Source organism: Modestobacter sp. L9-4 (assembly GCF_019112525.1).
GTDB lineage: Bacteria > Actinomycetota > Actinomycetes > Mycobacteriales > Geodermatophilaceae > Modestobacter.
In genome coordinates, this window is record NZ_CP077800.1 from 3439014 (window position 1) to 3456725 (window position 17712).

Annotated in this window: 14 protein-coding genes; 7 read left to right on the top strand and 7 right to left on the bottom strand. The window is 74.8% G+C overall.

Translation table 11 applies throughout. The features are described from left to right. The first annotated feature begins 15 nt into the window (after nt 1-15). Nucleotides 16-474, top strand: coding sequence for an NAD(+)--rifampin ADP-ribosyltransferase (gene arr / locus KUM42_RS16245; protein WP_237493568.1), 459 nt, complete (start codon nt 16-18; stop codon nt 472-474). Here arr and KUM42_RS16250 read toward each other — a convergent pair. From KUM42_RS16250 to KUM42_RS16260, 3 genes are all read right to left on the bottom strand, one after another. Continuing rightward, complete coding sequence (locus KUM42_RS16250) at nt 461-2005, bottom strand: FUSC family protein (protein ID WP_237493569.1); 1545 nt, start codon at nt 2003-2005, stop codon at nt 461-463. The genes arr and KUM42_RS16250 overlap by 14 nt on opposite strands. A 69-nt stretch (nt 2006-2074) precedes the next feature. After that, nucleotides 2075-3046: an aldo/keto reductase gene (locus KUM42_RS16255; protein WP_237493570.1), complete on the bottom strand. Its 972-nt coding sequence runs from the start codon at nt 3044-3046 to the stop codon at nt 2075-2077. 35 nt (nt 3047-3081) lie between these two features. Next, entirely contained in the window at nt 3082-4128 is a 1047-nt protein-coding gene (locus KUM42_RS16260; RefSeq protein ID WP_237493571.1) for a winged helix DNA-binding domain-containing protein, read from the bottom strand. 92 nt (nt 4129-4220) lie between these two features. On the opposite strand from KUM42_RS16260, the gene KUM42_RS16265 reads away from it, so the two are divergent. From KUM42_RS16265 to KUM42_RS16280, 4 genes are all read left to right on the top strand, one after another. Beyond that, nucleotides 4221-5183, top strand: a complete 963-nt coding sequence (locus KUM42_RS16265; protein WP_237493572.1) for an isopenicillin N synthase family oxygenase — start codon at nt 4221-4223, stop codon at nt 5181-5183. A gap of 355 nt (nt 5184-5538) precedes the next feature. After that, the gene (locus KUM42_RS16270; RefSeq protein ID WP_237493573.1) at nt 5539-7158 is read left to right on the top strand and encodes an ABC-F family ATP-binding cassette domain-containing protein; all 1620 of its coding nucleotides are present in this window, start codon (nt 5539-5541) and stop codon (nt 7156-7158) included. Between the two features lie 147 nt (nt 7159-7305). After that, nucleotides 7306-8622 carry a D-arabinono-1,4-lactone oxidase gene (locus tag KUM42_RS16275; RefSeq protein ID WP_237493574.1) on the top strand — a complete coding sequence of 439 codons (1317 nt, stop codon included), beginning with the start codon at nt 7306-7308 and terminating at the stop codon, nt 8620-8622. Further along, entirely contained in the window at nt 8619-9839 is a 1221-nt protein-coding gene (locus KUM42_RS16280) for an MFS transporter (protein ID WP_237493575.1), read from the top strand. The genes KUM42_RS16275 and KUM42_RS16280 overlap by 4 nt, the downstream gene beginning before the upstream one ends. A 129-nt stretch (nt 9840-9968) precedes the next feature. On the opposite strand, the gene KUM42_RS16285 is transcribed toward KUM42_RS16280, so the two are convergent. The 3 genes from KUM42_RS16285 to KUM42_RS16295 form a co-directional block, all read right to left on the bottom strand. Then, nucleotides 9969-10862, bottom strand: a complete 894-nt coding sequence (locus KUM42_RS16285; protein WP_237493576.1) for an oxidoreductase — start codon at nt 10860-10862, stop codon at nt 9969-9971. A gap of 38 nt (nt 10863-10900) precedes the next feature. Beyond that, nucleotides 10901-12103 carry an MFS transporter gene (locus KUM42_RS16290; RefSeq protein WP_237493577.1) on the bottom strand — a complete coding sequence of 401 codons (1203 nt, stop codon included), beginning with the start codon at nt 12101-12103 and terminating at the stop codon, nt 10901-10903. A gap of 172 nt (nt 12104-12275) precedes the next feature. After that, nucleotides 12276-13457, bottom strand: a complete 1182-nt coding sequence (locus tag KUM42_RS16295) for an alcohol dehydrogenase catalytic domain-containing protein (protein WP_237493578.1) — start codon at nt 13455-13457, stop codon at nt 12276-12278. 276 nt (nt 13458-13733) lie between these two features. On the opposite strand from KUM42_RS16295, the gene KUM42_RS16300 reads away from it, so the two are divergent. Together KUM42_RS16300 and KUM42_RS16305 are read left to right on the top strand one after the other, a co-directional pair. After that, nucleotides 13734-14879: a M23 family metallopeptidase gene (locus tag KUM42_RS16300; protein ID WP_237493579.1), complete on the top strand. Its 1146-nt coding sequence runs from the start codon at nt 13734-13736 to the stop codon at nt 14877-14879. A gap of 194 nt (nt 14880-15073) precedes the next feature. Next, on the top strand, nt 15074-16015 hold the full coding sequence (locus KUM42_RS16305) for a cation diffusion facilitator family transporter (RefSeq protein ID WP_237493580.1): 942 nt from the start codon (nt 15074-15076) through the stop codon (nt 16013-16015). A gap of 102 nt (nt 16016-16117) precedes the next feature. Here KUM42_RS16305 and KUM42_RS16310 read toward each other — a convergent pair whose 3' ends face one another. Beyond that, on the bottom strand, nt 16118-17638 hold the full coding sequence (locus KUM42_RS16310; RefSeq protein ID WP_237493581.1) for an MFS transporter: 1521 nt from the start codon (nt 17636-17638) through the stop codon (nt 16118-16120). Between the last annotated feature and the right edge of the window lie 74 nt (nt 17639-17712).

The following is a 17712-nucleotide window of genomic DNA, read 5'->3' on the forward strand; positions in this document are numbered from 1 at the left end:
CGAGGGGAGCCGTGTATGGACGAGGGCAGCACCCGGGTGCCGGTCACCTACGAGCACTGCGACCACGTGGCGGGGCCGTTCCTGCACGGGACGAAGGCGGTGCTGCAGGTCGGCGACGAGCTGGTGCCGGGCCGGGAGTCGAACTTCCAGCCCGGCCGGGTGATGCACCACGTCTACTTCACCGAGCTGGAGGAGACCGCCGCCTGGGGCGCGGAGCTCGCGACCGCGCTGGCCGGCAGCGCCGAGCGCGGGCGCGTGTACGTCGTGGAACCGCTCGGCCCCTTCGAGGACGACCCGAACGTGACCGACAAGCGCTTCCCGGGCAACCCGACGGAGTCCTACCGCACCCGGTCGCCGCTGCGCGTCGTCGGTGAGGTCGCGGACTGGCACGGGCACCCGCCTGAGGTGGTCCAGCACATGCTCGACCGGCTGGCGGCGCTGCGCGAGCAGGGCCTGGACGTCATCGAGGACTGAGCAGGTCGCGGCGGATCCGTGCGGCGACCGCCTCGGCGAGGACGCCGTCCTCCCGCGCGCGGGCACCGAGCAGGGCCCAGCCCAGGTCGGCCACCTGGCGGGACCGGTGCAGCCAGGCGTCGGCGTCCCGGGCGGGGAACAGCTCGGCGCGCGCGGCCCCGGCCACGTCGGCCAGGGCGACCAGCTCGTCGTGCAGCGCGCGGTCGGCTGCCGACCCCGGGTCCGCCCGGACGGCGGCGACCGCACGGTCGGCGGTGGCCGTGACGGCCCGGGGCAGCCGGCGGCTGCCGGCCCGGGGGAGGAGCAGCAGCCCGACCGCCAGCGCGACGGCCATGCCCAGCACCGTCTCCTCGATCCGCGCCACGATGAGCGTCGCCTCCGGGGCAGCGGGGGCACCCAGGTGCACCAGCAGCAGCGCCACCGGGGTCAGGCAGGTGACGGCGAGGACGTACTGCGAGGCGATGAGCAGCTCGACGCAGACCAGCAGGACGGCGACCAGTGCGACGGTGACCGCGGTCGGCGGCCGGAGGGCGAGGACGAGGGCGGCGATGCCCGTCCCGGCCAGCGTGCCGGTCACCCGGTGGAAGGCGCGGGCCCGGGTGTGCCGGGCGTCAGTGCCCAGCAGCACCGCGACCGCCGACGTCGCCGCCCAGTAGGGGCTGGGCAGGCCGACCGCCGCGGCGACCAGCCCGGCCAGGGCGACGCCGAGGCCGATGCGGGCGGCGGTCTCGGCCCACAGCGGGACCCGGGGCGGCGGCCCCGCCGGCAGCGTCCCGGCCGCGGCGGCCGCCGGGTCGACCGGGGGGAGGGCGCGGAAGAACCGGGTCTCGACGGCGTCGGCGGCGGGGAGCAGCGAGGACCGCCGGCGGCTGCCACCGGCCGCCGCCGTGACCGCGACCCGCACCGCCCGGGCGAGGGCACCGGGGGAGCCGGGTGCCCCGGACTCCGCCCGGCCGACCGCGGCGTCAGCAGCCTGCAGGGCGCGGCGCTCGGGGCCGGCCGGGTCCCACAGCCACGGCAGCATGACCACCAGCCAGCTGAGCACTGCGGCGGCGGCCGCGGCCGCGACGTGCTGGGCGACCGCCTCGGCGCCCGAGCCCAGCGCGCTGGCGCTGCCGGCGACCAGGACCGGGGGCAGCGCCCCGGGCGGTCCCACCCGCCAGACGGCGGCCCCGGCGGTGGCCGCGGCGGCGATCAGCCCCAGCGTCAGGGCCAGGACCACCGGGTGCCCACCGCTGAGCCCGCCGAGCGCGATCGAGGCGACGACGGCGAGCCCGGCGCCCGCGGAGACCCCGGCCCGGCGGCGGTAGGGGAGGGCGTGGCCGTAGACGGCGGTGAAGCCGCCGAGGGCTGCGGCCGACCCCGGGCCGGGGTGGCCGAGCGCCAGCCCGAGGGCCAGCGGGCCGGCCACGCAGCAGCCGGCCGACAGCGCCCGCCGTCCGTTGGCCGCCCACAGCAAGGCGAGCGGGGGGACCGGCGGGCCGAGCAGGTGCGGGGCGATCCGGCGGAGCGGGGAGGGGGTGCCGGCCACGACGTCCATCGTCGCCGACACCCCTGCCTGCCGTCGTGGACGCAGGTCACGTCCGGCGCGCGAGCCCGCTCACTGGAAGCCGACGACCGCGTGCGGGGTGTAGGGCTCCTCGAGGGTGGCGATCTCCTCCGCGGTCAGCACCAGGTCGACGGCGGCGACGGCGTCGTCGAGGTGGTGGTCCTTGGTGACACCGACGATGGGGGCCGACACCACCGGCTTGCTCAGCACCCAGGCCAGCGCGACCTGGGCCCGGGACACGCCGCGCGCCTCGGCGACCTGGGCCACCCGCTCGACGATCACCTGGTCACCGTCGTTGTACAGCTTGCTGCCGAACTCGTCGGTCTCCGAGCGGTTGGTGCTGGAGTCCCAGTCGCGGGTCAGCCGGCCGCGGGCCAGCGGGCTCCACGGGATGACGCCGATGCCCTCGTCGACGCAGAGCGGCAGCATCTCCCGCTCCTCCTCGCGGTTGAGCAGGTTGTAGTGGTCCTGCATGGAGACGAAGCGGTGCCACCCGTGCTCGCCGGCCAGGTGCAGCGCCTTGCTGAACTGCCAGGCCCACATGCTCGAGGCGCCCAGGTAGCGCACCTTGCCCGAACGGACGGCGGAGTCCAGCGCCTCGAGGGTCTCCTCGATCGGGGTGGCCGGGTCCCAGCGGTGGACCTGGTAGAGGTCGACGTAGTCGGTGCCCAGCCGGGTGAGGCTGGCCTCGAGCTCGGCGATGATGGCCTTGCGGGACAGCCCGGCGCCGTTGGGGCCCGGGCGCATGCGGTTGAACACCTTGGTGGCCAGGACGACGTCCTCGCGCTGGGCGAAGTCCCCCAGCGCACGGCCGGTGATCTCCTCGCTGGAGCCGGCCGAGTAGACGTTGGCGGTGTCGAAGAAGGTGATGCCGGCGGCGAGGGCCTTCTCGATGAGGACGCGGCTCTCGTCCTCGGGCAGGGCCCACGGGTGACCGCCGCGGGACGCGTCGCCGAAGCTCATCATGCCGAGACAGATCCGGGAGACCTGCAGGCCGGTCGTGCCGAGACGGGTGTACTCCATGTGCAGGTCCTTGCCCCGAGTTGTGCGCTGCAACCTCACGGCAGGGCGGCGTACCGCTCCTCGACCACGGCGGTGAGCCCGGGTGCGAGCTCGCCGAACGGCTCGACCTCGACCGGCCGTGTCCTCCCGCGCCCGGTGCGCCAGGTGGCCACCGCCCGGCCGGCGGAGACGACGGTGGGCCGGAAGACGCCGTTCCCGCCCGGCACGATGCGCTGGGCGTGCTCGGCGGGCACCGTGCAGCTGCGGTCGGCGTAGCCCAGCACCAGCTCGTCGAAGCCGGGCAGCAGGTGGACGCCCTCGGCCTCGGCCCGCGCCGCGGCCAGGCGCTGCGGGGTGCCGGGGTCCATCAGGTGCTCGGTGCCGTCGACGACGTAGGTCTCCAGCTGGTCGCGCACCAGCACGAGGCCGGCCCTCACGTCCCCGACGGTGCAGTACGCCCAGCGGGTGAGGTCCTTCACGGTGGCCGGCCCGTGGCCGCGGAAGTAGCGCAGCACCAGCTCGCCCAGCGCCTCCTCCCGCGCCAGGCGGCGGGGTGCGGGCACCCACTCGTCGAGCAGCACGAACAGCTGGTCGCCGTCCCGGGTGGGGCCCATGACCAGCGTCCCGGTCTGGGACAGCCACCACAGCAGGTGGTAGCCGCGCTGCCCGCTCGTCGGCACCCCGGCGGCCGCCAGCACCGCGAGCAGCTCCGCCCGGCTCATCGCGCCGCCGCCCGTGAGCGCGCCGACCGCCACCTCGCGGGCCCGCTCGACGTCGGCCTCGGTCAGCTCCACGATCGCGCGGCGCTTCTCGACCCCGCGCACGGCCCGCTCGGTGAGCAGGTCCAGCAGCCACGGCAGGTCCTCGGCAGCGGTCAGGTGCAGCGTGCCGCGCATCGGCCAGGACCGGACGACGCTGCCGTCGTCGAGCGCCGCGGTGACCTGCGCGCGGGTGCTGCCGCTGCGCAGCGCCACCGACAGCAGCGCACCGGGCAGGTCCTGGCCCTGCACCGCGGTCAGCAGGCGCACTGCCTCCACCGGGGAGGCCGCCGGCGGCCCGACCAGCCGTTGGGCGGCCATCCGCAGCAGAGAGAGCTCGTCCATCCGCACACCCTGGCAGTGGGGGACGACAGTCCGGGCGCAGGTGTCACCGCCGTGTCATCCGGTGGCAACGCGTCGTCCCTAGCGTGCACGTCGTGACCGTTCCGGACCGGACGATGCCCGCCGTCCCGCTGGTCGACCTGACGCCCTGGTACGCCGGCGACCCCGACGGCCGCCGGCAGGTGGCCACGGACGTCGACCGCGCGCTGTGCGAGGTCGGGGTCCTGCTCGTCACCGGCCACCCGCTCAGCCCGGCGCTCACCGGCTGCGTGCGCGAGGAGGCCCGGCTGTTCTTCGCCGAGCCGACCGCGGTCAAGACCGAGCTGGCCACCTTCCCGGGCGGCCGCGGGTGGGTGCCGCCCGGCGGTGGCGCCGCGGCCGACCTGCGCGAGTCCTTCGGCTTCGGCGCGGAGGAGGTGCCCGCCGAGCTGCTCGGGACGGAGGAGGAGGAGTGGTTCGGCCCCAACGCCTGGCCGGCCGGCACCCCCTGCTTGCGCACGGCGGCGACGGCGTTCACCCGGTGCTGCGCGGCCGTGGCCGACGAGCTGCTGCGGGTGCTCGCCCTCGCCCTGGACCTGGACGCCGACTTCTTCGTGTCCCGCTGCACCGGCCGCACCTGGCACGCCGACCTCACCTGGTACCCGGCGCGGCAGGCCGTCGGGCCGGTGGCACCCGGGCAGATGCGGATCGCCGCGCACACCGACCCCGGCACGCTCGTGCTGGCCGACCGCGAGCCGGGGCTGGGCTGCCTGCAGGTGCAGACGCTGGACGAGGAGTGGGTCGACGTCCCGTCGGTGCCCGGCGCGCTGACCGTCGCCGCCGGCGACCTGCTCGCCCGCTGGACCGGCGACCGGTGGCGGTCGGCGCCGCACCGCGTGCTGCCGCCCCCGGTGGAGGCGCCGGGCGAGGAGCTGCTGTCGCTGGAGTACAGCGCCGAGCCCGACCCGCTGACGGTCGTCGAGCAGCTGCCCACCGCCGCTGCCGGCCCCAGCCGCCACGCCCCGGTGACCGCCGGGCAGTTCCGCCGCGAGCGCGCCGGGACGGTCCCGGTCGGCTGAGCACTACCGTTGTGCGGGTGATGGGCATGGCAGAAGGACCTCGTCCTCCTCACCACTCGCAGGCTCGCGGCGGGCCTCGGGACGAGGCCGCCACGTGATGGGGATGGGGAACCTGGGGCCGGACGGACGACGTCGTCAGCGGCTGGTCGCCGGCGTCATCGTGGCCGCGATGCTGCTCGCCGCCGGCGCGGTCCTGCTCGGCTCGCTGCTCTGACCTCCCCGCCGACTGGTGCGGCGTGCAGCCGAGTGGGCAGTTGCGGTCGCTGACACGGCCGGACACGCCCAGCCGGACGACGCCGACTGCCCACTCGGCCGGCCGCGCGTAGCTGGTTGCGCCGTCCGGGAGACTGGGGGCATGGGCTACCTCGACGTCACCGGTGTCCGGCTCACGCTGCCGGACGGGCGGGTGCTGCTCGACGACGTGGCCTTCCGGGTCGGCGAGGGTGCGATCGCCGCGCTGGTCGGTGAGAACGGCGCCGGCAAGACCACGATGCTGCGGATCATCAGCGGCGACCTGGTGCCGGACGCCGGCTCGGTCGCACTCGTCGGCGGGCTGGGCATCATGCGCCAGTTCATCGGCTCGGTCCGCGACGACACCACCGTGCAGCGCTTCCTCGTCGACCTCGCCCCGCCCGCCGTCCGCGCCGCCTGGGACGCCGTGGAGGCCGCCGAGCTGGCGATGATGGAGGACGACGACGAGCCCACCCAGATGGCCTACGCCCACGCGCTGGGCACCTGGGGCGACGTCGGCGGGTACGACGTCGAGGTCACCTGGGACACCGTCACCGTCGCCGCCCTCGGCATGCCCTACGAGGACTGCAAGTACCGCGGGCTCAACAGCCTCTCCGGCGGTGAGCAGAAGCGGCTGGCGCTGGAGTGCCTGCTCCGCGGCCCCGACCAGGTGCTGCTGCTCGACGAGCCGGACAACTACCTCGACGTCCCGGGCAAGCGGTGGCTGGAGGAGCGGCTGCTGGAGACCCGCAAGACCGTCCTGTTCGTCACCCACGACCGCGAGCTCCTCGACCGGGTCGCCGACCGCGTGGTCACCGTCGAGGGCGGGACGGCGTGGGTGCACGCCGGCACCTGGGCGACCTACCCGGAGGCGCGGGCGGCCCGGCACGAGCGGATGGCCGACCTGCGCAAGCGCTGGGACGAGGAGCACGAGCGGCTCATCGACCTGACCCGCACGATGCAGCAGCTGGCCAAGAACTCACCCGACATGGCCGCCCGCTACCACGCGATGCAGACCCGGCTGGCCAAGTACGAGGCCGCCGGCCCGCCCCCGGAGCGGCCGCCGGACCAGCAGGTGCAGATGCGGCTGCGCGGCGGGCGCACCGGCGTCCGGGTGGTGATGGCCGAGCAGCTCCAGCTCACCGGGCTGATGAAGCCCTTCGACGTGGAGATCGAGTACGGCGACCGGGTCGCGGTGCTGGGCTCCAACGGCGCGGGCAAGTCGCACTTCCTGCGGCTGCTGGCCGGTCAGGACGTCGCGCACACCGGCGGCTGGAAGCTCGGGTCGCGCGTCGTCCCCGGTTTCTTCGCCCAGACCCACGCCCACCCGGAGTGGCTGGACAGGACCCTGGTCGACCTGCTGTGGCACGGCGAGGGCGACCGGCCCGGCATCGACCGCGGCCGGTCGATGGCCACGCTGCGCCGCTACGGCCTGGCGCCCTCGGGTGACCAGCTGTTCCGGTCGCTGTCCGGTGGGCAGCAGGCCCGGTTCCAGGTGCTGCTGCTGGAGCTGTCCGGGGCGACGCTGCTGCTGCTCGACGAGCCCACCGACAACCTCGACGTGCTGAGCGCGGAGTCGCTGGAGGCCGCGATCGGCGCCTTCGACGGCACGGTGATCACGGTGACCCACGACCGCTGGTTCGCCCGCACCTTCGACCGCTTCCTGGTCTTCGGTTCCGACGGGCAGGTGCGCGAGACGCCCGAGCCGGTCTTCGACGAGGGCCGGGTCCAGCGCGCCCGCTGAGACCTGCCGGCGCGCGGCACCCGGCTCGGGCGGGTGTTGCGGCGGACAACGGCCCGGTCGGGGGAGGATCAGCGGGACCGGGCAGCGTCCCGTCCACCCCGTCGCGGGCCTCCTCCTGCGACCCGCCGTCTCAGGAGGGAGTGCACCGTGCCGGGCAACGACGAGTGGCGCAACTGGGCCGGCAACCAGACGGCCACCGGCCTCACCGTCGAGCACCCGTCGGGCACCGGCGAGATCGCCGCCGTGGTCGCCGCGGCCGCTGCCTCCGGTCGGCGGGTCCGACCGATCGGCAGCGGGCACTCCTTCTCCGGCATCGGGGTCCCCGAGCAGGTGCAGCTGGTGCTCGACCGGCACGCCGGGGTGGTGGACGTCGACGACGCGGGCCGGGCGACCGTGCGGGCCGGCACCCCGCTGCACCGGCTGAACCGCGAGCTGGCCGCGCACGGCCGGGCGCTGACCAACCTGGGCGACATCGACCGGCAGACCATCGCCGGTGCGGTGTCCACCGGCACGCACGGCACCGGCGCGCGGTTCGGTGGCATCGCCAGCTCCGTCCGGGCACTGGAGCTCGTGCTCGCCGACGGCCCGGTGCTGCACTGCTCGCCGGAGGAGCACCCGGACGTGTTCTCCGCCGCCCGGGTCGGGCTGGGCGCGCTGGGCGTGCTCAGCACGGTGACCCTGCAGACGGTGCCGGCGTTCGCGCTGCACGCCGTCGAGGCCCCGGCGCGGTTGCCCGACCTGCTCGCCGATCTCGACGCGGTCATGACCTCCACCGACCACGTCGAGTTCTACTGGTTCCCGCACACCGAACGGTGCACCACCCTGCGCAACACCCGGGTGCCGCTGGCCGAGGCGGCCCCGCCCCCGCGCTGGCGGATGGTCTGGGAGGACGAGGTGGTCGGCAACGCCGCGTTCGGGGCGGTGGTGGCCGCCGGCCGGGCGGTGCCGGCGCTGGTCCCGCCGTTGGCCCGGCTCGCGGCCGCCGGCATGGCCGGCGGCGAGCGCACCGACGTCGCGCACCGGGTCTTCGTCGCCCGCCGCCGGGTGCGGTTCCGGGAGATGGAGTACGCCGTCCCCCGGGAGGCCGCGGCCGAGGTGCTCCGCGAGCTGCACCGGACGGTCGCCGCGAGCGGCTGGCGGGTGCCGTTCCCGGTCGAGGTCCGGTACGCCGCCGCCGACGACGTCCCGCTGTCCCCGGCCGCGGACCGTCCGACGGCGTGGATCGCCGTGCACGTGCCGGCGCGCAGCGAGCCGGGGGAGTACTTCGCCGCGTTCGAGGCGATCGCCCGGGCCGTCGGCGGGCGGCCGCACTGGGGCAAGCTGCACGGCCTCGGCTCTGCCGACCTGCGCGAGCTGTACCCCCGCTTCGACGAGTTCGTCGCGCTGCGCGACCGGCTCGACCCCACCGGGCTGCTCGGCAACGCCCACCTGGACCGGGTGCTGGGCACGGCTGGGGTGGCGTGACGCCGACCGACGCCGTTGCCGCGCCGCTGGTCGGCCGCGGCTGGACCGCGCGCTTCGCGGTGATCTGGCTCGGGCTGTGGGCCGCGCAGCTCGGACCGGTCCAGCTGCTGCTCCCGGTGCAGCTGGCCGGACTGGACCCCGCCCACAAGGTGCGGGACCTCGCCCTGGTCAACGGGCTCGCCGGACTCGCCGCGCTGCTCGCCCTGCCGGTGTTCGGCGCGCTGTGCGACCGCACCCGCAGCCCGTTCGGCCGCCGCCGGTCGTGGGTCGGCGGTGGCGTGCTGGTCTACGCGGCCGGGCTGCTCGCCACCGGGGCGGCCGGCAGCTGGCCGGCGGTCGCGGCCGGCTGGCTGGTCGCCCAGCTGGGCCTGTACGCCGCGATGACGGGGCTCACCGCGACCATCGCCGACCAGGTCCCCCCGGGACGGCGGGGCGCGGTCTCGGCGGCCGTCTACGGACCGCAGGCGCTGGGCATCGTGGTCGGGCTGGGCTTGGTGACCGCCGCCGGCGCCGGCGAGGACCCGGCACGGGCCGGTCGTGGGTACCTGGCGCTGGCGGTCGTGCTGGTGGCCGGGGCGCTGCCGTGGCTGGTGCGGTCCCGCGACGTCGTCCCCGCGCCGCTGCCGGTGACCGGCGCCGACCGGGACCCGTCGCGGGACCGGGACTACCGGTGGGCGTTCGCCGGCCGGCTGCTGGTCAACCTGGGCAACGCGCTCGGGACGACGTACCTGCTGTACTTCCTGACCGACGACCTGCAGGTGCCCGACCCGGACGGCGCACTGCTGCAGCTGACCGTCGTCTACCTGGTCGCCACCATCGCCACCTCCTGGGGCGGCGGGGTGCTGTCGGACCGGCTCGGCCGGCGGCGCCCGTTCGTGGCCGGGGCCGCCGTCCTGCAGGCGCTGGCCTGTCTCGTGCTGGTGGTCGCCCCGAGCTGGCCGAGCGCGCTGGTCGCCGGGCTGCTGCTGGGCGCCGGCTACGGGGCCTACACCTCCGTCGACCAGGCGCTGGTGACCGAGGTGCTGCCCGACGCGCGCACCCCGGCCGGTGACCTCGGGGTGATGAACGTGGCGCTGGTCGCCCCGCAGGCACTGGCCCCGCTGCTGGCCGGCCTGGTGATCGGCGAGCTGGGCGGCTACGGCGTGCTGTTCGCGGTGGCCGGCACCGTCACGGTGCTGGGCGCGGTGTCGACCAACCGGATCCGCTCCGTCCGCTGACCGCGCAGACGCGGTCCTCCGACACCGCTGACGTCGTCCCCCGCGCCGACGGCTGTCCTCCCGCACCAGCGTCGGTGCGGGGGGACAGCCGTCGACCAGGTCACCTGGTCACTGCTGGACGCGCAGGCGTCAGAGGTCGGGGTCGAGGGTGCCGTCGCCGCCGATGCGGTCCAGCTCCGCCATCTCCACCGGCCCGAGCCGGCGCATGGCCGCCTCGAGATTCTGCTCCAGGTGCGCGATCGACTTGGTGCCGGGGATCAGCACCAGGTTGGGGGAGCGGGCCAGCAGCCAGGCCAGCGCGACCTCCATCGGCGTGGTCTCCAGCGTGCGGGCCACCGACTCCAGCGCCGCGGACTGCAGCGGGTTGAACCCACCGAGCGGGAAGAACGGCACGTAGGCCACGCCCTCGCGGGCCAGCGCGTCGACCATGGCGTCGTCGCTGCGGTTGACCAGGTTGTAGTGGTTCTGCACGCACACCACCGGGGCGATCGACTTCGCCTCGGCGTACATCTGCAGCGTCACGTTGCTGACGCCGATGTGCTTGACCAGCCCCTCCTGCTGCAGCGCGGCGAGGGTCTCCATCGGCTCGGCCATCGAGCGCTGCACCGGCTCGGCGAACCCGGGCATCCGCAGGTTGACCACGTCCATGGCGTCCACGCCGAGGTGGTCGAGGTTGTCGTGGACCGCCTGGCGCAGCTCATCGGCGCCCAGTGCCTCGGGCCACTGGCCGTCCGGCGTCCGGCGGGCGCCGACCTTGGTGACGATCGTCAGGTCGTCGGCGTAGGGGTGCAGCGCCTCGCGGATGATCTCGTTGGTCACGTGCGGGCCGTAGTAGTCGCTGGTGTCGATGTGGTCGACGCCCAGCTCCACCGCGCGGCGCAGCACGGCCACGGCGCCGTCCCGGTCGGCGGGCGGGCCCATGACGTGCGGGCCGGAGAGCTGCATGGCGCCGTAGCCGATGCGGTGCACCGTGCGGTCGCCGAGGGCGAACTGGCCGGAGGACTCGGCTGTCGGAGTGGTCATGGCCGGTGCCTACCCGCGCACGGCGGGCTCGCACACGGTCAGGCGGCGCGGACCGCGGCGGTGGTCGCCGGCTCGACCCGCGCGGACTCGCGCGCGGCCTCGGCCCGCTGGTCGCGCACCACCGCCACCGACAGGACGGCGCCCAGCAGCGCCAGGACGGCGCCGACCCACATGGGGGCGCGGTAGCCCCAGCCGGCGTCCAGGGTGGCTGCGCCGAGCGCGGCGCCGAGGGCGTTGGCGGCGTTGAACGCGCCCTGGTTGGCCGCGGACACCAGGCTGCCGCCCTGCACCTGCGCGGCCTCGATGGCCCGGTTCTGCACCACCGGCCCGCCGGAGAACGTGATGGCGCCGAACAGCACGAGCAGGACGACGGCGACGACGGGCACGACCACCACGAAGGTGAACACGACCAGCAGGGCCGCGGTCGCGAGCAGTCCGACGGTGACGAAGACGAAGCCGTACCGGTCGCCCAGCCGGCCGCCGAGCAGCGTGCCCACGGTGGTGCCCACGCCGAAGAGCGCGAGCAGGAAGGGCACCGCCCCCTCGGGGACGCCGGACAGGTCGGTGAGGATCGGGGTGATGTAGCTGTACACGGAGAACAGGGCCGCGAAGCCGATCGTGGTCACCGCGAGGGTCGTCCAGACCTGGCGCCGGCGGAATGCGCCCAGCTCCTGCCGCAGGTCGGTGGGCGCGCCGGCGACCCGCGGCATCCACGCGACCAGCCCGCCGATGGTCAGCAGCCCGATCACCCCGGCGCCGGCGAAGACCAGCCGCCAGCTCACCTCCTGGCCCACGAACGTGCCGATCGGGACGCCGACGACGTTGGCCAGCGTCAGTCCCACGAACATCAGCGAGATCGCCTGGGTGCCCTTCTCCCTGGGCACCAGCGCGCGGGCGGCGACGGCACCCACCCCGAAGAACGAGCCGTGCGCCAGCGCGGTGATGACCCGGGCGGCCATCAGGGTCTCGTAGCTGGGGGCCAGGGCGGACAGTGCGTTGCCGACGGTGAACACCACCATCAGCGCGATCAGCGTCTGCCGCGGGGTGAACCGCACCCCGAGCGCGGTCAGCGTCGGCGCGCCGAGCACCACCCCGAGGGCGTAGGCGCTGATGAGGATCCCGACGGCGGCCACCGAGACGGAGAACTCGGCAGCGACCTGGGGCAGCATCCCCATGATCACGAACTCCGACGTCCCGATGCCGAAGGCGCCGATGGCGAGTGCGAGCAGGGCGCGGGGCACGGTGGGGCTCCTCAGGGGCGGCGCGGGGGAGAAGGGGACGACTCCCCGTTCCAGACAAGAGCAGTCCGGCCGCATCCGCTGCCTGTGACCCGCATGAGGCTGGTCACGTCCGCCGGACACGCCACGGGCCGCGCCAGGACGTCGTCCCGTGCGCGGCCCGTGGACCTGCAGGTCAGGGCTGCAGCAGCACCTTGATCGCGCCGTCCTGCTTCTGCCGGAAGGTCTCGTAGGCCTGCGGCGCCTGCTCCAGCGACACGTGGTGCGTGGCGAACCCGTCGACGCCCAGCGGGTCGGCGTCGGTGAGCAGCGGCAGGATGTCGGGCACCCAGCGCCACACGTTGGCCTGGCCCATCCGCAGCTCGACCTGCTTGTCGAACATGCGCATCAGGGGCAGCGGGTCGGTGGCCCCGCCGTACACGCCGGACAGCGAGATGGTGCCGCCGCGGCGGACGACGTCGATGGCGGTGTTCAGCGCGGCCATCCGGTCGATGCCGACGACCTGCATCACCTTCTCCATCACCTTGTCCGGCACCAGGGCGGTGGCCTTCTGGGCGAACTCGGCGACCGGCGAGCCGTGCGCCTCCATGCCGACGGCGTCGATGACGGCGTCCGGCCCGCGGCCGGCCGTCTTGTCCTGCGCCCAGGCCAGGACGTCGGCCTTCTTCGTGCCGTCGTGCACCTCGACCCCGTGGGCGCGGGCCCGGGCGACGCGCTCCGGGACGTCGTCGACGCCGAGGACCAGCTCGGCGCCCAGGTGCTGGGCGATGCGGGTGGCCATGTCACCGATCGGGCCCAGGCCCAGGACGAGCACGGTGCTGCCGGGCTTGACGTTGGCGTACTGCACGGCCTGCCATGCGGTGGGCAGCACGTCGGAGAGGTAGACGAACCGGTCGTCGGCCGGGCCGTGCGGGACCTTGATCGGCAGCGTGTTGCCGAAGGGCACCCGCAGGTACTGGGCCTGGCCACCGGGGACCTGGCCGTAGAGCTTGGTGTAGCCGAACAGCGAGGCGCCGTAGCCCTGCTCGCGGTTCTGCGTGGTCTCGCACTGGCTCTGCAGTCCCTGGTTGCACATCCAGCAGGTGCCGCAGGAGATGTTGAACGGGACGACGACGCGGTCGCCCTCCTTGAGCTCGGTCACCCCGGCGCCGACCTCGCGCACGATCCCCATCGGCTCGTGGCCCATGACGTCACCGACGGACATGAACGGTGCCATCACCTCGATGAGGTGGAGGTCGGAGCCGCAGATGCCGCTGGAGGTGATCTCCACGATGACGTCGGTCGGGTCCTGGATGGTCGGGTCGGGGACGGTGTCGACGCGGACGTCGTCCCGGCCGTGCCAGGTCACTGCGCGCATGGGGGTGCTCCTCGGTCTCGGGTGGCACCGGGGGGGTCCGCGACGGTGGTCAGCGGGGACGGCTCCGGTGCGTGTGGTGTCCACCTACCCCGACCGGCGCGTTCGACGCACGAACCGCCGGCAGTCATGCCGTGACGGACGGTGCCCATTTGGCAGTAAGTGTTGTGACGCTGGCCACTTGACCACGTGTGCATGCCCCTGTTCGTAGATCACGAACCGGTCACGTCGTGTTTACATGGGCCCCGCCCGAGCTCGCCGCCGACGGAAGACAGGTGCATGGACCCGCAACATCTCGCCCGGCTCGACGACGACGGGACGACGCGCCACGGCGCCGTCCAGGCCGGTGGCCCCGCTGCCGCCCCGTCGCCCACGAGCCCCGAGGTGCCGGCGCCGGCGCCCGTCCCGACCCTCGTGCGCGGCCTCACCCGGCGCTCCCGCCGGGTGCGGAGCACCTCGCCGCTGAGCGCCGCCAGCACCTGCCCGGCCTCCGGCCGCACCGTCGACCCGGGCTCCGACAGCTGGCCGCTGGCGGTCGGCGCCACGGCGTCCGGCCGCACCGACGCGTGGCCGCTCGCCCTCGACGTCGACGCGCTGCTCGCCGCCGGGGCCGCCCGCCCGGTGGCCGAGCAGGCCGCGGTCGCCAAGGAGCCGGTGGTCGCCCACCCGGCCACCGGACGACGCCGGCACGGCAGCCGTCCGTCGCTCGGCCGCCCGCGGCTGCTGGTGACCGCAGCCCTCCTGGGCGTCGCCGGTCTGGCGCTGACCGCGGCCGGCGACCCGGTGGACGTCGCCCGCGCCGCCGACGCCGACCAGCCGGTCAGCGTCGCGTCCGAGCTGGGCCTCGTGCAGGCCGAGCAGCCCGCGCTGACCGGGGAGGTGGCGACCTCCCGCCTGCAGCAGCTGCTGGCCACCCGGGCCGAGCGCGAGGACGAGCAGGCCGCCGCCGCCCGGGTCCAGGCCGACGCCGACCGGGTCGCCTCCGACGCCGCGGTCGCCGCCGCTGCTGCCGCCGCCGAGGCCGCGCGCCCCGAGGCCGTGCTGCCCGTGCAGGGTGCTCGGCTCACCAGCGGGTTCGGCATGCGGTGGGGGACGCTGCACGCCGGCATCGACTTCGCCGCCCCGATCGGCACCCCCGAGTACGCCGCCATGGACGGCGTGGTCGTGCGCGCCGGAGCCGCCAGCGGGTTCGGTCTGGCCGTGTACATCCAGCACGAGAACGGTGACGTCACCGTCTACGGGCACATGCAGGAGATCCTGGTGGCCGAGGGGCAGCGCGTGCACGCCGGCGACACCATCGCGCTGCTGGGCAACCGCGGGCAGTCCACCGGGCCGCACCTGCACTTCGAGGTGCACGTCGGCGGCATCGAGGGCACCCGGGTCGACCCCGTGCCGTGGCTGCAGGAGCGCGGCGTCACCGTCTGAGGGAGGACCCCTCGCCCTTCCATCGCTCGCAGGCTCGCGGCGGGCCCCTGCGAGGGGGCCCGACCCTCGCCCCCCACTGCGGGACGAGGGTCCGACCCGGGCTGGGGCGACGGCAACGGGTGGGAGATCCTGGCGTCCTGGTCTGACATGCGGCATCCTGCATGTCAGACGTCCGGACGGTGAGGGAGCTGGCGATGGGGCACGACCACGGTGCGGGGCACCGTCACGGGGCGGAGCACGGCTCCGGCACCGCGGCGGCCGGGCACCGGCGCCGGCTGGCCGTCGTCCTGGCCGCCACCGGCAGCGTCTTCGTCCTCGAGGTCGTCGGCGCGCTCGTCTCCGGCTCGCTGGCCCTGCTCGCCGACGCCGCCCACATGGCCACCGACGCCCTCGGCATCGGCATGGCGCTCACTGCGGTCACCCTGGCCCAGCGGCCCGCCCGCGGCCGGCGCACTTTTGGCCTGCAGCGCCTCGAGGTCCTCGCCGCGGTGGCCAACGGGCTGCTGCTGCTCGGCGTCGGGGTCTATGTCGTCGTCGAGGCCGTCCGGCGGATCGGCGACCCACCCGACATCGACTCCGGCTGGATGCTCGGTGTCGCGATCGTCGGCCTGGTCGTCAACGTCGGGTCGCTGGCGCTGCTGCACGCCAAGCAGGGGGAGTCGCTGAACACCCGCGGCGCCTACCTCGAGGTGGTCGGTGACGCGCTCGGTTCGGTGGCGGTCATCGTCGCCGCCGTCGTCATCGCCACCACGGGCTGGACCGGCGCGGACGTCGTCGCCTCGCTCGCCGTGGGCGCCCTCGTGCTCCCGCGGGCCTGGTCGCTGCTGCGCGAGGCGCTCGACGTGCTGCTCGAGGCCGCCCCCCGCGGCGTCGACCTGGACGACGTCCGGGTGCACGTGCTCGGCGTCCCCGGCGTCCTGGCGGTGCACGACCTGCACGCCTGGACCATCACCTCGGGGCTGCCCGTGCTGTCGGCGCACGTGGTAGTGCACGACGACGTCCTGGCGGAGGGGCACGGTGGCCGGGTGCTCGACGCCCTGTCCGCGTGCCTGGGCGGCCACTTCGACCTCTCCCACTGCACCTTCCAGCTCGAGTCGCCCGCGCACCGCGGCCACGAGTCGCCCGTCCACGAGTGACGGACGCCCGCCTCCCCGAGGGGGAGACGGGCGTCCGTTCTCGGCCCCCTCGCAGGGCCCCGCCACGAGCGTGCGAGTGGTGGGGGGCGCGGGGGTCCTTCCTCAGCCGGCGTGCACCGGGGCGTCGGTGGGCAGGTCGTCCTTGGTGGCCTTGATCAGCACCGCGGAGACCACCGCACCGATGAGCAGCAGGACGGCGGCCCAGGTGAAGGCGGTCGTGTAACCGGAGACCTGCGCCTCCAGCCCGGCGACCGGGTCCTGCTCGGTGGCCGGGCGGTCGGTCAGCGCCGCGGTGATGGCGCCCACCGACAGCGTGGCCAGCAGCGCCGTCCCGATGGAGGCACCGATCTGCTGGACCGCCTGCAGCACCGCGCTCGCCGCACCCGCGTCGTGCGCCCCGATCCCGACGAGGGCCAGGTTCGACAGCGGCACGAAGGTGAAGCCCAGACCCAGGCCCAGCAGCAGCTGGCCGGGGAAGGGGATCGCCCAGAACGAGGAGCCGACGTCCAGGAAGGACAGCAGGAACAGGCCACCCGCGGCGAGCAGGCCACCGAGCACCATCAGCGGCTTCGGGCCGATCTTGGGCACCAGGGCGCTGGCCACGCCCGCGGCGATGAGCACACCGAGGGTGGTGGGCAGCGAGGCGAACCCGGTCGCGACCGGGGTGTAGCCCAGCACCTCCTGGAAGTACAGGCTCAGGAAGAAGAACGACCCGATGAGCCCGGCACCGACCAGCGTCGAGGTCAGGTAGGCCCCGCCCCGGTTGCGGTCGAGCACCAGCCGCATCGGCAGCAGCGGGTTGCGCACCTTGAACTCGACGACGACGAACGCGGCGACCAGCACCAGGCCGATGAGGATGAAGGTCAGCGCGGTGCCGTTCGCCCAGGCGTTCTCCGCCGGGTCCTCCTGCGAGGCCTGCGCCACCTTGGTGAACCCGTAGACCAGCGAGGCGAGGCCGACCGTCACCAGCACCGCACCCGGGACGTCGTAGCTCGCGTCACCGGGGGCCTTGCTCTCCGGCACGATCCGGATCGCGGCCAGGACGGCGAACAGCGCCACCGGCACGTTGACCCAGAAGCACCAGCGCCAGTCGGCGTACTCGGTGAGCACCCCGCCCAGCAGCAGGCCCACCGCGGACCCACCGCCGGCGATCGCGCCGTAGACGGCGAAGGCCTTGGCCCGCTCGGCGGCGTCGGTGAACAGGACGGTCAGCAGGGCCAGCGACGCCGGGCCGAGGAGGGCACCGAAGGCGCCCTGCAGCGCGCGGGCGGCGAACAGCATCTCCTCGTTGACCGCCAGGCCGCCGATGGCCGAGGCGATCGCGAAGCCGACGGCGCCGACCAGGTAGGTGCGCTTGCGGCCCCAGAAGTCGGCGATCCGGCCGCCGAGCAGGAGCAGCCCGCCGAAGGTCAGGGTGTAGGCAGTGACGATCCACTGCTGGTTGGCGGCGCTGATCTCCAGGTCGGTCGAGACCGCCGGCAGCGCGATGTTCACGATGGTCGCGTCGAGCACGATCATCAGCACCGTCACGGCGATGACGCCCAGCGCCAGCCACCGCTTCGGGTAGGGCTCGTCGCCCAGGACGGGGCCGGAGCCCGGGGACTGTGGGGTGGAGCTGCTCACGTGGGTCCTTCGATCGTGGTCCGGGCCGGCGGTGTCGTCGGCCGATGGTCGAACGTAGCGAACTGCGACGATGC

What these genes read in the sequence shown, in the direction of transcription:
- arr (WP_237493568.1), top strand. Translation starts at nt 16, where the DNA reads ATGGACGAGGGCAGCACCCGGGTGCCGGTCACCTACGAGCACTGCGAC.
- KUM42_RS16255 (WP_237493570.1), bottom strand. Translation starts at nt 3,046, where the DNA reads ATGGAGTACACCCGTCTCGGCACGACCGGCCTGCAGGTCTCCCGGATC.
- KUM42_RS16260 (WP_237493571.1), bottom strand. Translation starts at nt 4,128, where the DNA reads ATGGACGAGCTCTCTCTGCTGCGGATGGCCGCCCAACGGCTGGTCGGG.
- KUM42_RS16270 (WP_237493573.1), top strand. Translation starts at nt 5,539, where the DNA reads ATGGGCTACCTCGACGTCACCGGTGTCCGGCTCACGCTGCCGGACGGG.
- KUM42_RS16285 (WP_237493576.1), bottom strand. Translation starts at nt 10,862, where the DNA reads ATGACCACTCCGACAGCCGAGTCCTCCGGCCAGTTCGCCCTCGGCGAC.
- KUM42_RS16295 (WP_237493578.1), bottom strand. Translation starts at nt 13,457, where the DNA reads ATGCGCGCAGTGACCTGGCACGGCCGGGACGACGTCCGCGTCGACACC.
- KUM42_RS16300 (WP_237493579.1), top strand. Translation starts at nt 13,734, where the DNA reads ATGGACCCGCAACATCTCGCCCGGCTCGACGACGACGGGACGACGCGC.
- KUM42_RS16305 (WP_237493580.1), top strand. Translation starts at nt 15,074, where the DNA reads ATGGGGCACGACCACGGTGCGGGGCACCGTCACGGGGCGGAGCACGGC.